The sequence below is a fragment of the Stenotrophomonas humi genome (assembly GCF_001431415.1).
Classification (GTDB): Bacteria; Pseudomonadota; Gammaproteobacteria; order Xanthomonadales; family Xanthomonadaceae; genus Stenotrophomonas; species Stenotrophomonas humi.
Map to the genome: position 1 here is coordinate 61,157 of NZ_LDJI01000019.1, position 14,519 is coordinate 75,675.

Consider the following 14,519-nt stretch of genomic DNA (forward strand, 5'->3'; position numbering starts at 1 on the left):
GATGGCGAGGAACAACCCGATGCATTGTAAACACCTCTCCATCCTCCTTGTCTCCGCCCTTCTTATGACCGGCTGCCTTTGGGCACCGGGCCAACATATGCGCCATGGCGCGTTGGTGCGCGATGTGCAATCGCGGGGCAACGACGACCAGATCGAGTTGATTCCAATCACACTGAAGCTGATCGCGATGGAAAGAGCCGAGCGTGATGCCTTCTCTTTCCCTGTTGCACTTTCCAGCTATCAACCCATGCCCTACCGCATCGGTGCCGGCGACATTCTCTACATCACCGTCTGGGACCATCCTGAGCTGACCGTACCCGCAGGACCGCAGCAGCAACTCAATGCTGCAGGACGCTTGGTGCAATCCGATGGCACGTTGTTCTACCCGTACATCGGCAAGGTTCCTGCCGCGGGCAAAACGCCGGGACAACTGCGCGAGGACATCACAGCCAAGCTGGCACGTTACATCGAAGCGCCGCAGGTCGATGTCTCCATGCTTACCTACGCCAGCCAGCGCGTGTGGGTTACCGGTGCCTCCCGCCAGCCAGCCGCTGTGCCGATTACCGTTACGCCACTGACGCTGGCCGATGCCATCAGCCAATCCGGCCTGGATTCCACGCAGGCGGATCTTTCCGGCATTCGTCTGACCCGCGATGGCATCACCCACGTCATCGACCTGGATCGCATCAGCCAGGACCGTGTCGGCGCAAACATCTACCTCAAACCCGCCGACCAGATCTACGTCCCCTACCTTGATCGCAAGGAAGTGTTCGTCGTGGGCGAGGTGGCCCAACCCGGTGCGTTGAATTTCCGCACCGGCAACATTTCACTGAGCCAGGCGCTGGGACGTGCGCGCGGCCTGTTGCAGACCACGTCCAATGGCAATGCGATCTACGTCATCCGTGGTTCGGGCGATGTGCAACAGGTGCCGGCGCGCGTGTTCCATCTGGAAGCCCGCTCGCCGGCGGCTTTCGCGGTGGCCAGCCAGTTTGAACTGCTGCCGGGTGACGTCGTGTTTGTCGGCGCCGCAGGCGTTACCCGCTGGAGCCGCTTCGTGAATCAGTTGCTGCCGTTCTCGGCGGTCATCAGCAACGCGGCGAGCACCCGCAACGATCTCGATGGCAACTGACGCAGCTGAATGATGGCAGGAACACACCGATCACTCCGTCGCCGCGCCTTGCCCTTATGTCGCTCCCTGCGATCGCGATAAGCGGCTGCGGGATGATCGGCCAGTCCAGAGTGAAAGCGGTTCGCTTGGCGATCCAAGGCACGCCGGACGTGCAGGCCACCGCGGAAAAGGTCGCAGCCAATCACTTTCCACAGGTCAAGGTGACCGGTCCGAGCGGCGGCGCCATCCTGGTGCTTGGCAATCTCGATGAGGGGCGCCAAGCCTGGTACAGCAGCGAACGCAGCATCGTGTTTCTGCGCGATGGTGTCGTGGTTGCCACCCATGGCGGCAGCCCCGAACTACGGCAGATGGCGATCATCGGCGCCAATCCCTTCCATGACCTGCGCCAGCTCAAGTCGGGCACGCAGGTGGAACGGCACCATGACGTAATGCCGGTCACCGCTACGGCATGCACGTCACCGGAACATTGCAGTTACAAGGTCGTGAGCTGGTGCAGATTCTGGGACGCACGCGCGAACTGCTGCATGTGCGCGAAAGGCTGAGCGGCAGTGGCTGGAAGCGCGACAACCACTACTGGGTAGACCCTGCCACCGGCTTCATCTGGAAGAGCCTGCAGGCCATTGCGCCCGACACCCACCTGGAAATCATCCAGCTCAAACCCTACGCCCCGGATCTCAGATCGCCATGAAGCTGCACCTGCCCGCCATGATGCTTGGCATGCTGCTGGTCACCTCGGCGCATGCGACCTCACCGATCCACGTCGAAGCCCACGGCAGCGTTCGCCATCCTGGCATGCACACTTTTCCAGCGGATGCGCGCCTGAGTACCGCAGCACTTGCTGCCCGCCCTGACGATAGCGCCTGCATGCTGGCCGCCGCATTGCTGCGCGCACATGCCATCCCCGCGCAATCCAGACTGAAAGCGGGGCTGCTGTTCGACCTTGATTTGCTCGCGGCCCACCCGATTGCGCGCCAATCTCAACTGGAATCCTCTCTATCGCGATGGCGGCGCGCGACTTTCGCGTACGCACAGCCTCTATCCGCTTACCGCAGAGCGCGAAAATCTGATCTCGGTGGAAGCTCTCGACGCATGGGAGAGATAGAAGCCACGCAGCAGACATGAACTAGCAGCGATTCCAGCGCGCGGGAAACCCCCAAGCAGTGCGACTCCATGGCGAAACCATCTCAACGGAAAACCCATTCTCAAACGATGCGTCGCTGGTGAGCCTGCAGATAGATAAGCAAGGGCATCGCCATCATGAAATGCCGGAAAGCGGAACCGAAGTCAGGCTCGAAAATCGCCTGCGTGATGGTAAAGGCGAAAACACAGCATGCAGCGATACGCACCCCGCCTGACTGCGCCATCGCCTTGATCATCAGCAAAGTCGCGTAGCATCGGAACAGAACGAACGGCGCGTACACCGGCGACTTCAGCAGCAGTTCAAGCGGAAAGGCAAGCCGGAACATTGCGCTTACGCGATTGATCGTGAATCCAAGCGCAGAGTAATCACCAAAGAAATAGCTTATTCGTGTATTCGAAACATCCTCAAGATACTCCGCACGACCGATATCAATCAGTGCACGCGGAATGTAGGGAAATGAGAAGTACACAACCGCGGCGCCTGCAACCATCGATGCCACCACCTTTCGGCGACTGTCAATTGTGAAAAGTGCTACCAGAAGCACTGCCAGAAAGATCAGGAAATATTGCCGCACCACCAGCCCATAGGCCAATGAAAGCACAATGAGCAGCAGCACTGCCATGCGATGCCGCCTTGCCAAAAGCGCGACGACCGCCGTAAACGACATGAAGGTCGGGACGATATCCTTGTTGATACTGCCGTAGAAAGGCGCATACAGAACCAGCGCACAGAACATAACGAACAGACTACTCAAGTCCGAAAGGACACCCGCCTGCCAGACCACGATCCAGATCATGATCAGATAAGGCATTGTCCACAGCAGGTTCATCGCGAACCATTGCCCATCGAACCTGCTCGAATACGCCGACAGGTCCAAGCCCAGATACTCAGCCAATTGGAATACGGGGGAGAATATCCAGGCCGTTCCGCGATACGAACCTGCAAACAGTTCCGCCGACGGTGATGCACTGAGCAGCCCCTGCCCATCCAGATAGAACTTTGCGTGCCAAAGCGACGGCATCTCATGAACCAGGAACAACCCGGCCACTGAGAATAGCGCTACACAGAACCAGACAATCGCATTGCCTCGGTGCGTCATGACACGCGGTCGTAAGCGCTGCGCAGCATCCCGGCATTGGTAGCGACATTGAAATGCGAAGCAACCCGGCGCCGCGCCGCATCCCCCAGGCGCGCCCTCTGGTCAGGCTGACTGATCAGCCTCTGAAGCTGGTCTACGAATGCAGCGCAATCATCGCCAGCCACAAGGAATCCAGTAACACCGTCATCGACTACGTCCTTCAGGCCATCTACATCCGTGGCCACAACGGGAAGCCCTGCCGCGCCGGCCTCAGCGGCGACATAACCGAAGCTCTCGTATCTCGAAGTCACCACGCATATGTCCGATTCCTCAAACAACTCCTGCACGGCTGCATGACTAAGCCAGGGAATGACCTCGACCATCTCCATATCCACGGACTCTCGTCGCAACAGCTCATCCAGCATCCGTCGATCCTCCCGATAGTGCCCCACGCCGACGATTCTGAAATGCACATCTGCTCGCCCTCGGAACGCCGAGATCACCTGCACAAGCAGATCGATATTCTTCTGGTAGCAGATTCGCCCGACAAAAATCACATTGAGCGTGGCATTGGCATCTGTTGTCCGATCTGGACGTTCAAACAACGAAACTCCATTGGCCACGGCGCATACCTTTGCCTCCCGGTAACCCACGTCGACCAGACTCCGCTGGCCCTCACTCGGAGATGTAGCCAGAAGCAGGTCCGTGAAACCCGCCAGAATCCTTTCGACCTGCAGATACAGCACACGCCGCCACCCCTTCAGCGCGAGGTAGTAGTAGGCGTGTGGCGTGTACACCACTGCCGTTCGCAGGCCAAACAGCCTGCAGGCAAAGACGGCCAACCGGCCCACCGCGCCAGCTTTGGAGCTATGCAGATGCACCACGTCGGGACGATGTTTTACGAGAAGATTGCCGATGCGAAGTGCCGAGCCAACGTCTGCCAGGACACCAATCTCCCGGCTCATCCTGACCACTTCGACCGTTCCTCCTGCGGTCCTCCACTCGTCAGTCAATGCGCATTCCTCGGGCACCACCAGCACGCGCTCAGCGAAACCATCAAAAGCACCATGCGCGTGAAACGAGCTCAGATACGTTTCAACGCCCCCCAGGCACTGTGTCACATGCATGATGCGCGTCACTTGCGCTTCCTTCTGTCGAGAACCAGAGACGCCACACGCGCTGCGTTGCCCTCGCTGCCGAATGGGTGATAACGAACCGCCATACCGCGACTCAGGCCGGCGTACTTGTCTGCCAAGGGAGAATTGCCCGCGCAGAGTGCATACAACTCCATCAGCCCATCGGTCCAGGAAGTGAAATTCATATTCGCGCTGAAGTCGCAGTAGTCCTCGTACAGCCCAGGGGATGTGACGTACGCATTCAAGTCCGGTGCGACCAGAATGATCGGGCGCCCCAGCACCGAGAAATCCATCGCAATGCTGGAATAGTCCGTCAACAACATATCGAAGCCCGCAAGCAGGCTCGTCACATCGGGAAACACATCGGGCGGCAGCGCGATGACATTCGACATGTCGGCAAGCACCTCCATCTCCGCCGAATGCGGGTGTGCCCTGAAAAAGATCACCAGATCAGAACGCGCCGCAACGAGCAATCGCGTCTTCTCGTCCGCATTGACCGATGCCTCTCCGCCATCGCGCCACGTAGGGGCAATAATGGCAAAAAAACTTCTCCCGCCAAGGCCGCTCCGCTGTGCGAGTGCTTCCAACATTCGGCGTGATTCAGGCGCCCCCTGACCCAGCAGGTCCATCCGCGGATCGCCTGCCACGACCACTTTTTCTGGCGCGAGCGACATTGCCGAAGCAAGGCGATCGGCGGCCAATGGCGAACCGGCAATCACATACGTGTAATGGCTGTTCCAGAACACCTCGAACCGATCGATCATCGCCCTCAGAAGTCCAGGCGATCTTCCGCCGTGCCCTACCCGATCCCTGCCAATTCGCTTAAGAGGCGCGCCGTGCCACAGCTGAACCACCACCGCACCCCAGATTGCGGGGCCACGAAGATCGGAGAACCCATTGGTCATGACGCCCACACCGGCACGCAAGCAGATTCGCAAAGCCTTCCACGAGTCGCGCCTGACAAACTCCAGCTGCTGGGCCGCAGCCAATTGGTCGTCCCGCAGATTCTGCGTCAACCACACAATCCTCACCTCCGGATTGCTCGTCCGAACCTTCAATGCCAATGACAGCGGCCCATCACCCACCCCGGAACGACGGCTGAAGACCCAGAGATTCTTGTCGCGACGGCCAAGCATGGCCAAACATGAGAGAACCGCAAACCACGGCAACTTAACTGCCTTGACCAGGCTATCGCTCAGGAAGGAAAAGCCATCGGCTGACATATCAAGCCGCCCTTCGGGCGCTGCCCACAAGCAGATAGGTCGACATCATTGCGACTTGGATCACGACAAAGGACATCATCACGGCGTTGTCGCCAAGTGATAGCAAGCAAAGAAGAGACAATGGCAAGCCAACCAGCAACCCGGTCGCATTGATAAGCAGCAGACCGTGAAGCTCCCCAGTCCCGCGAAAATAGGTCCTGCATAGCGTGATCACCGCCCAGCACAGCGGCAGTGCCATCGCTCCCAAGCGCATCCAGCCCTCAAAGCGGCGGTACTCGGTACCGTAGATCAGTTCAAGCAGATAGCCCGCAAGTGGATAGACCAACAAAGAGAAAAGCACTGCCAGGACAACGCAAGCCACGAGCAATCTAGCCAACAGACGCTTCGTTCCAACCGGATCATCTGATTGATGCAACCGCGCAAATCGCGGGAGCAGGAAGGCGGACAGCCCAATCAGCACCTGATTCACCGGGAGCAGCAACGTCAACACGGAACGGAGCCCGGCGATGTCATCGAGTCGGCCAAAGTGTCCAAGGAAGAGCATCGAAGCATTTCCCGCCAACCACACCAATCCAGCGACGAGCAGCGCCGGCGCCACGCGCTGGGCAACCTTTGCTTCTGACGAAGACGCTCCGGCAGGGACCGTTCCGTGGCACACCGCCGCTCCTACACCGCCCAAGGCAGCTATCGCCATTGAGATGAGCGCTGCCCGGAAAGGCTCAACGCCCACACGCAACAGTCCAATCAGCGCAATCAGCAAGAAAAGCGTGCCCAGACTGCTGGTCGCAAATGCTCCCCTGTGATTTCCCGTACTGTGCAGCGCGCTCCTGGCAGACCAATACAGCGATGAAAGAACTGCGGCCGGTATCAACAGAAAGATTGCGTCGACCACGTCAACCACCCCTGTCACTGCCAACACGCAAACGCCAAGAATGGAGAGCGGCGAAAACAACAGCGCGGTGGTAGTCAAGGTCGCGGAAAGCGAAGCCCTCCTGCCCGAAGCTGCCCTCACTACAAGGGAATCGTTTATCAACGGTGCGTGGATGAAGTTCAGCAGAACTATGAATGCGTAGAACAAGCTGAACTGCGCAAACTCCTCAAGAGAGGAATTTCTGGCAACTAGCATGCTCAACAGAAAAGTGCCCGTAACCGCCGCAAGCTGGTCACCAACGGCGTGAACCGGTGAGCTTCGCCCAAACGAAGGCCTGAAACGATGCCACCTCATTCAAAGCGACGCACGATCGTGGAGACAATATCCAACGCCGCCTTCAATTCGACTACGTGCTCCGAATCCAGAGCACTGAGTACCCGTTTGATCTCGGTACTCGATATGTCCTTGGTCCGCGGCAGATAGACAACCTCGCAGTAACCACTCAGATGATCGAACTTACCTTCCCAGTCATCGCCCATGCCGAGCACATCGGCGCCCAAGGATTGAATATCCGACGCCTTCTGCGACCAGTCATTCTCTGCAATCACCTGATCGACATATCGGACACCCTGGACGATAGCGAAGCGATCCTTGAAAGGAACGACGGTCTTTTTTCCCTTCAACGCATTGAATTCATCTGTCGACACACCCACGACCAGCCGATCCCCCAAGGCGCGCATTCGGCGCAGGAGATTCAGATGCCCCACATGGAACAGATCGAACGTACCGTAGGTCAGTACCGTTCGCGGCTTTCTTTCCATCAATGCAACCACTCTGTTACCGCTCCTATCAACAACCACGACACCCATGTGCCAACGGCCCGGCTGCAGCTTCAACCGGACTCATCGGCAATCCTCTATTTGTATTCGTAGTAGCCGTAGCTGGAATGTCCCAACACACGCGGCAACACGGCGTTCAGGATGGCTCCATTCAGCTTCACGCTGTTCTGCTCGAATCTTGTCTTGGCAAGCTCCAACTCCTTCGGCTGGTTCACGCCAAACCGAGCAATCAGGAAACTGGTTCCCGCGTGATGTGCGATCACCGCCGCATCGGTTACTGCAAGAATCGGCGGGGTATCAATCAGCACGAGATCAAACATACCCTGCACCCGGTCCAGCAGTCGGGTGAAGTTCTCATGCATAAGTAGCTCCGAGGGATTGGGCGGGACATCCCCCCGGGCAATGAAGCTTAGAGCTTCCAGCTCCGGTTGCTGCCGGATGACGTCGACCGCAGTGCACTTTCCCGACAGCACATCCGACAAGCCGGGCGTCGGCGCGGCACCAAGTGCCTTGTGCAGGGTTCCCTTGCGCATATCCGCATCGATGACCAACACACGCTGTCCCGCTTGTGCGGTCACTGCGGCCAGGTTCGTTGATACAAATGTTTTCCCTGCGCTGGGGCTGGCACCGGAGATCAGAACGATATTGTTCTTGGCTTCAAGTCGCGCAAAATGGAGACTGGTGCGAAGGCTTCGCACAGCTTCAACCGCGACATCTCCAGGATCAGTGAACGCCAACAGGTTGACCTTCCGCGTATCGCGTCTGCGCCGTGTCGAATCATTCACCTGGCGAGTGCTCACCGGAATGGATGCGTACACCGGCAATCCCAGCTCCTCCAGCTGCGCAGGATCTTCCACGCCACGATTGAACACCAGCTGCAGCAAAATCAAACCAATCGACAAGAAGATTCCCAGCATCGCACCACCCAGAACAATCAGTACTCTGCGCGGCTTTACCGGATCAAATTTGTCTACCTGAGCGGTGTCCACGATGCGCACATTGCCGACGGTTCCTGCACGCGCAACATCCAGCTGCTGTGCCTGATTGAGCATGGCTGTATACATTTCATTGCTTACCTGCAGGTCCCGCGTCAGCCGCAACAGTTCCTGCTGGGCCTCAGGGAGCTGCCGCACCTTTCCCTGAAAGCCGCTCTTGCGTCCTTCCAGATCAGCCAACTGCCGCATCAACGCCTGGTAGGCCGGATGATCCCGGGTAAATTTCCTGTCCATCTCGGCCTGCTGCATGCGCAACTGCTGAATACTGACCTCCGAAGCCACCTCCTGGTCCAGAAGTCCCTTGGTCTGCAGAGTCAGATCAACCGAGTTCGCCTTTGTCTGATAGGTACTCAATGCGGCCTGGGCGCTGTCGACCTGGGTACGCAGGCTTGGCAACTGTTCCTTCACGAACTGTAGTTGCGCAGACGCCTCGGCAGAGTTTCGCTCCACGTTCTGTCGCACGTAAGCCGTCATCACATGCTGGAGAAACTGCTGGGCCAGCTCGGGGTTCGCACTCTGGTAAGCGACCCTTAGAATTCCTGATTCCTTGCCTGACTCTGATGCAACAACCTCCTTCTGGAGCTTGCTCACTACCTTGAGCCGCGGTTGTTTTGTCAAGTTGAAGCGCATCCCCGGGTGCGCACGCAGCTCTGCGACCTGAAGAACAACGCCATGCCCGTACGCAGCTTGCCCTTCAATACCGACAAGCAACTGAGTACCCGCTTCGTCGTACAGGGCATATCCCCCCTGACCAGTCGCTACCAGCCGAAGTTGCGCACCCAACATGTCATCCGGCACATCCAACCGAAACACACCCAGCGCTTCGCCACCCCAGCCAAATCGCGACATTGCAAGTCGGGTGTCCATTAACCTTCCCGGCGCAGCGGCTTCGGCACGGCGAGCAAGTGCTCCACCCACCAAGGGAAAATGTTTGGGTTCAATCACCACATCCAGTTTCAACGCGTCCACTGCACTACCGATCACTGCACGTGACGTGATCAGTGCGATCTCGGTTGTCGCTTCGGTCGAACGCGTGCCCAGACCCAAGGACTGATTCACATCGGCCAATCCCGGCAGCGAAGGCACTTTTGACTCCACCTGGGCAATGGCGTCCGCGCGATAGACGGGAGTAGCCAGCCATGCATACAGCAGCGAAACCGCCACGAACACGGCGGTTATCGAAATCAACCACCACTTGCGATCAAACAGAGCACCCAGTAGTTCACGAAGACGAATTCCGTCGGTACTTTCTTGATTGAGCGAGCGCGAATCGGTTGTCATTAATGCGAATTACCGGAAACCATGGATTGGGGCGACTCGAGGCGGGCTACGGAAGTGGCAGCATGGCCGGCACACTCTTCTGCCGAGCCATGAGCTAGAGATGACGCGACCACGCCTCAACACCTTCAGCCATCATTTGATGCACATACTCAAACATCTGACGTGACTGTTTGTAGGGGTCGGGGATACTCCTGTCTGCTTGCCACTTTCCCAGCAGGAAGGTCTTGCCTGATGCCTGAGGTGCAATTGCTGCCACCCGATGCAAATGACTACGTTCCATCACCAACACCAAGTCTGTTTCGGTCAACATCGCGGCATCAACCTGTCGGGCGCGATGACCTGCACCGTCCAGTCCAGCCCTCAGTAGCAGCTCCTGAGCCGAGGCGTCGATGCGATGGCCCACGATCGCACCCAACCCAGCGGATGCAATGCGAAGCCTTCTACTGCCCAATGCACTCCGCAACATCACTTCAGCGGAGGGGCTTCGGCAGATATTTCCAACACAGACAAACAGTACGCTCTCGAACACATTCATCCCGCAGCCGACAATGCGGCGCCACTCTCATTCAGACCACGCAAGAAAGTTTCCTTGCGTATCCCGACAGGCATCACCGGGATCGGAAGCGCATGTGGGTACCCCATGGGGGAAATCCCCTTGGAGCATCAGTACGCCGATTTCTGGCCAAGTACTTTCACCGCAGTCAGCACAATAATCCGCAGGTCGAGTATCGGGCTCCAGCGACGGATGTAGTCAATGTCATACTGAACGCGCTTTTTCATTGACCGCAGATCAGGGGTTTCGCCACGCAGACCGTGCACCTGCGCCCAACCGGTGATACCCGGCTTGACGTAATGCCGATGCATATAGCGTTCAATCAATCGCTCATAGTGATTGTTGTGCTGAATCGCATGTGGCCGCGGGCCCACCACCGACATGCTCCCGCCGATCACGTTGAACAGCTGCGGCAGTTCATCCAAGCTCGTTCGCCGCAGGAATGCGCCAAACGGCGTGACACGCGGATCCTGTCGGGACGCCTGGGTAACCTGACCCGGAACATCCTGATGGACATGCATGGAACGGAATTTGAGCATCCAGAATTCCTGTCCGCCAAGTCCGTGTCGACGCTGCCTGAAGAGCGCGGGGCCGACAGATGTCAGCTTCACGACCACTGCCAGCGTCGCCAGCAATGGCAGCAGTAGAATCAGTGCCGGCACTGCAATCACGAGATCAAGAACCCGTTTGATCACGCGATAGTCCTGCGTGACCAGTCCTTGACGAATGCCGATCATCGGTACGTCGGCGGTGAAATGCACGCCTGGATTCAGCATACCGAGACCACTGATGTCGGGAATAAGACGCACCGGCACCGGAAAGCGATCAATCTCCTTCAATACAGTTCTTACTGGGGCGACACCACTCAACGGCAGCGACACCCAGACTTGATCGAACTCGCCACGATGCCTTTCCATGTACCCCGTCAACTCTTCAAGACCACCCAGCCGCGACGGCGCAGCGGCGGTGGCGCGCAACGGCACATCGTCGCCACTTGAGAAATAGCCAATCATCCTCTTCCCGATTTCTGGCTTTCCAATAAAAAGGCGGTGCAATTTCAAGGCAGGGGCGCGCAGACCGATCAGCAGTACACGCTCACAATCCAATCCGCGAGACCGCAGCCTGTGCAGTTGAACGCGCACGGCCGCTCTGGACAAAACCATCATCGAACCGCCGATCACGTACCACAGCATCAACCAAAAGCCGGACGTCGATCTCTCCATGCCTGACAACAGCAAGTACATTACAAATGCAGCGAACGCCGCACTCCACGCCAACAAGAGCAGTACGGCGTCAGCCGCAAAGCCCCGTAGCCACCATCTCCGGTACACCGGAATCACGGTAAAGCACACCGCTACATTGAGCAGATTCACACCAAAAGCCATACGAACCAGAGGGCTCGGCACCTCCGCGCCACTGAACACGAAGTGCGCCATGACTGCCGCAGCGGGCACAGCAAGGCCATCAGAAAGACGCAGCGCGATATCCAATGCAATCCGACCATCCACGCGCAATCGCGCTTGCCCCCGCCTAGCCTGTGCCTTTTCTGCAACTCCAAGCGTCACCCGACACTCTCCTTCAAGATCGCGGCGACGAAGCCCAACGTACGCAGGTCGACCGAATGGCGCCGCAAAACAACACGCAACGCAGGGGAATCGTGACGCAAGGTTCATCTCGAAAAATCGGGAATGCAGTCGCGTTCACATCATTGATGGGCGGCATTTAACCAACTACTTTCTGCGCATACCAGCGCTCAACAACAATTTCAGACCACACTTAAGCATCGACATCAGCAGCGTCCTATACGCGAAGCAATAGCACTAGGAACCAGGACATTTTCCACCTCAGCACACTGCCCTGAACCACTCGCGACACGAAAAGAGCCGCCGACCCTGTACTCGCGCATACACCGGTCATGTCGGGGCTACTCATCGAGCTGCCCCGCTTCACACACTGCCTGATCGGTCTATTCGATGCCCCACAGAAACTGAGCCATTCCAGCGGACAACAGGAACCAGGATGGTCAACTGAAGCCATCGGCTCATCCTTCATGATCCCGACCACATATCCCGTTCACTACTGGCATTATTCCGCATAGATTCACTTGCGCTTCCCGCCCGCTCAAACGGCGCCGTTCATTGTTGAAACCCAAGCCTTCCAACATTCTCATCTGTGCCGGTGCCGGCTGCATGGGCAGCTATATGACTCACTCGCTAAGCGAAGACGGCCACACTGTCACCTTGCTGGATAACCTCTCCACCGGGCCTCGCGATGCGAAGCGTTGGGGCGAGTTCGTCAAGGCGTACTACCGAATCCCACCTCGCATCGTGCTCTCCTCGACTGCCACTGCGTTCTGCACCGCCATCAGTGAACGGATCAAAGAGGATCACCCCAAGAATCCCATCCATCCCTACGGTGCCAGCAAGTTGATGGCCGAGCGCATCCTGGCCGATGCCGCAACCGCATACGGTCTGCGCTCAGTCGCGCTTCGCTGTTTCAGTGCCGCTGGCGCCCTGCCCGATCACGGGATTGATGAAGCCCATGCCTGCGAGACCCACCTGATCCCCAGCGTGCTGCGTGCCGCGCTTGGCACTGGCCAGCACTGAAGGTGTTCGGCGATGACTACCCAACTGCGGATGGCCCTGCATACGCGACTATGTGCATATGCAGGATCTGGCACAGGCACACGCACTCGCACTCACCTACCTCGCACTCACCTACATGGACAACAATGAGGGCGCCCATGCCTTCAACCTTGGCAATGGTCGCGGCTTCTCCGTGCGCGAGGTGATCGACTGCGCGCGCCATCTCCGGGCATGCAATTCCCTATGAAGCCGCACCGCGGCGTGGGGGCGACCCCGCAACGCTGGTTGCCTCCAGTCAGAAGGCCCGCGAGCAACTGGGTTGGCAATCACACCGGACCGAACTGGCACCCATCATCGAGAGCGCCTGGCACTGGCATCGCGACCCACCGGGCTGGTTCCCGCGTCACGGCTGATCGGCTTTTACTGATTTCGAATGGAAAAGCAGCACTACCGTGATCACGGGAGTCCGGCATCTGCCCGTTCGTCATTCAATGCGTTGATTGACGGATTCGGCGTCAGCAGAACCCGTACGCAGATCAATATCCGTTGACCGAACATTCCACGTCCGCCGCGTTGCGCGTACGGACGATGATTCTCCCGGAAACCGCGCAGGCCGGCTGTCACATGGACACTCCGGCCGCGACACCCTCCTCGCCGTACTCAGGCGATATCCAGCACCGGGAGTGACTTCACCAACTCGTCCAGCGCCTTGATCTGTGCCAGGAACGGCTCCAGCACATCGAGCGGCAAGGCACTGGGGCCGTCGCAGCGGGCGTTGTCCGGATCCGGGTGTGCTTCAAGGAACAGGCCTGCGATCCCGACCGCCATGCCAGCGCGGGCCAGTTCGACCACCTGACGGCGGCGTCCGCCGGACGCCTCACTACCCGCGTCGCGGCGCTGCAGGCTGTGGGTGACATCGAAGATCGCCGGCAGACCGCCAGTGGCTTCGATCATCTCGCGGAAACCGAGCATGTCCACCACCAGGTTGTCGTAGCCGAACTGCGCGCCACGCTCGCACAGGATGATGCGCTCGTTGCCGGCCTCGCGGATCTTGCTGGTGATGTGCTTGATCTGCGTGGGGCTGAGGAACTGCGGCTTCTTGACGTTGACCGCGCGTCCCGTGCGGGCGATAGCAGTGACCAGGTCGGTCTGACGGGCCAGGAACGCAGGAATCTGCAGCACATCCACCACTTCAGCCACCGGCGCGGCCTGCGCCACTTCGTGCACGTCGGTGATCACCGGCACGCCGAAACGCTGCTTCACCTGCTCGAAAATGCGCAGGCCTTCTTCCAGACCAACACCACGGAAGGAGGCGATCGAGGAACGATTGGCCTTGTCGAAGGAGGCTTTGAATACGTAGGGAATCCCCAGGCGGCGGGTGACCTCCACGTAACGCTCGGCGGCATACAGGGTGGAGTCCAGATCCTCCAGCACGTTGAGGCCACCGAAAAGCACGAACGGCAGACTGTTGCCGACCACTACTCCATCCGAAATCGTTACGTTCATTTGTCCTTCCTGTTCAACATCAGGGGAAGCCCCTGCCAAGGTGGGCGAATATCGCCGAAAACGGCCGCGAGCGACAGCACCGCGCGCCGCAACGCAACATGATTTCAACGCATCCGTGCAAAGCCGCGCCCCCACATGACGTCAACCAGCTCCGCCCGCGCGGGGCCATCGGTTCACTCTGA

Annotated in this window: 12 protein-coding genes and 1 pseudogene; 4 read left to right on the forward strand and 9 right to left on the reverse strand. The window is 58.5% G+C overall.

Annotated elements, in window-relative coordinates; translation table 11 throughout:
- Positions 1-97 precede the first annotated feature (97 nt).
- From ABB26_RS09755 to ABB26_RS19695, 3 genes and pseudogenes are all read left to right on the forward strand, one after another.
- Positions 98-1,129 (forward strand): polysaccharide biosynthesis/export family protein, encoded by a 1,032-nt coding sequence (locus ABB26_RS09755; RefSeq protein ID WP_245626183.1) that lies wholly within the window; start codon positions 98-100, stop codon positions 1,127-1,129.
- A gap of 92 nt (positions 1,130-1,221) precedes the next feature.
- Positions 1,222-1,817, forward strand: a pseudogene (locus ABB26_RS09760) (YjbF family lipoprotein).
- Positions 1,814-2,251 (forward strand): hypothetical protein, encoded by a 438-nt coding sequence (locus ABB26_RS19695; RefSeq protein WP_425477255.1) that lies wholly within the window; start codon positions 1,814-1,816, stop codon positions 2,249-2,251. The pseudogene ABB26_RS09760 and the gene ABB26_RS19695 overlap by 4 nt, the downstream one beginning before the upstream one ends.
- A gap of 80 nt (positions 2,252-2,331) precedes the next feature.
- Here the strand turns inward: ABB26_RS19695 and ABB26_RS09770 are convergent, their stop codons facing one another.
- From ABB26_RS09770 to ABB26_RS09805, 8 genes are all read right to left on the reverse strand, one after another.
- Complete coding sequence (locus ABB26_RS09770; RefSeq protein ID WP_152982622.1) at positions 2,332-3,291, reverse strand: hypothetical protein; 960 nt, start codon at positions 3,289-3,291, stop codon at positions 2,332-2,334.
- A 74-nt stretch (positions 3,292-3,365) separates the two neighbouring features.
- A complete protein-coding gene (locus tag ABB26_RS09775; RefSeq protein ID WP_152982623.1) occupies positions 3,366-4,487 on the reverse strand; it encodes a glycosyltransferase in 1,122 nt (373 codons plus the stop codon).
- Positions 4,484-5,707 carry a CDP-glycerol glycerophosphotransferase family protein gene (locus ABB26_RS09780; RefSeq protein WP_057633593.1) on the reverse strand — a complete coding sequence of 408 codons (1,224 nt, stop codon included), beginning with the start codon at positions 5,705-5,707 and terminating at the stop codon, positions 4,484-4,486. The genes ABB26_RS09775 and ABB26_RS09780 overlap by 4 nt, the downstream gene beginning before the upstream one ends.
- Before the next feature lies 1 nt (position 5,708).
- Positions 5,709-6,839 (reverse strand): lipopolysaccharide biosynthesis protein, encoded by a 1,131-nt coding sequence (locus ABB26_RS09785; protein WP_152982624.1) that lies wholly within the window; start codon positions 6,837-6,839, stop codon positions 5,709-5,711.
- 89 nt (positions 6,840-6,928) lie between these two features.
- A complete protein-coding gene (locus tag ABB26_RS09790; RefSeq protein ID WP_245626185.1) occupies positions 6,929-7,474 on the reverse strand; it encodes an adenylyltransferase/cytidyltransferase family protein in 546 nt (181 codons plus the stop codon).
- 20 nt (positions 7,475-7,494) lie between these two features.
- On the reverse strand, positions 7,495-9,693 hold the full coding sequence (locus tag ABB26_RS09795) for a polysaccharide biosynthesis tyrosine autokinase (protein WP_057633597.1): 2,199 nt from the start codon (positions 9,691-9,693) through the stop codon (positions 7,495-7,497).
- Positions 9,694-9,787: 94 nt separating this feature from the next.
- On the reverse strand, positions 9,788-10,228 hold the full coding sequence (locus tag ABB26_RS09800; RefSeq protein ID WP_211261952.1) for a low molecular weight protein-tyrosine-phosphatase: 441 nt from the start codon (positions 10,226-10,228) through the stop codon (positions 9,788-9,790).
- A 128-nt stretch (positions 10,229-10,356) separates the two neighbouring features.
- Entirely contained in the window at positions 10,357-11,811 is a 1,455-nt protein-coding gene (locus ABB26_RS09805; protein ID WP_245626186.1) for an undecaprenyl-phosphate glucose phosphotransferase, read from the reverse strand.
- 573 nt (positions 11,812-12,384) lie between these two features.
- Here ABB26_RS09805 and ABB26_RS19595 point away from each other — a divergent pair.
- Positions 12,385-12,852 (forward strand): NAD-dependent epimerase/dehydratase family protein, encoded by a 468-nt coding sequence (locus ABB26_RS19595; RefSeq protein ID WP_338062618.1) that lies wholly within the window; start codon positions 12,385-12,387, stop codon positions 12,850-12,852.
- A gap of 639 nt (positions 12,853-13,491) precedes the next feature.
- On the opposite strand, the gene kdsA is transcribed toward ABB26_RS19595, so the two are convergent.
- Entirely contained in the window at positions 13,492-14,337 is an 846-nt protein-coding gene (gene kdsA, locus ABB26_RS09815) for a 3-deoxy-8-phosphooctulonate synthase (protein WP_057633599.1), read from the reverse strand.
- Positions 14,338-14,519 lie beyond the last annotated feature (182 nt).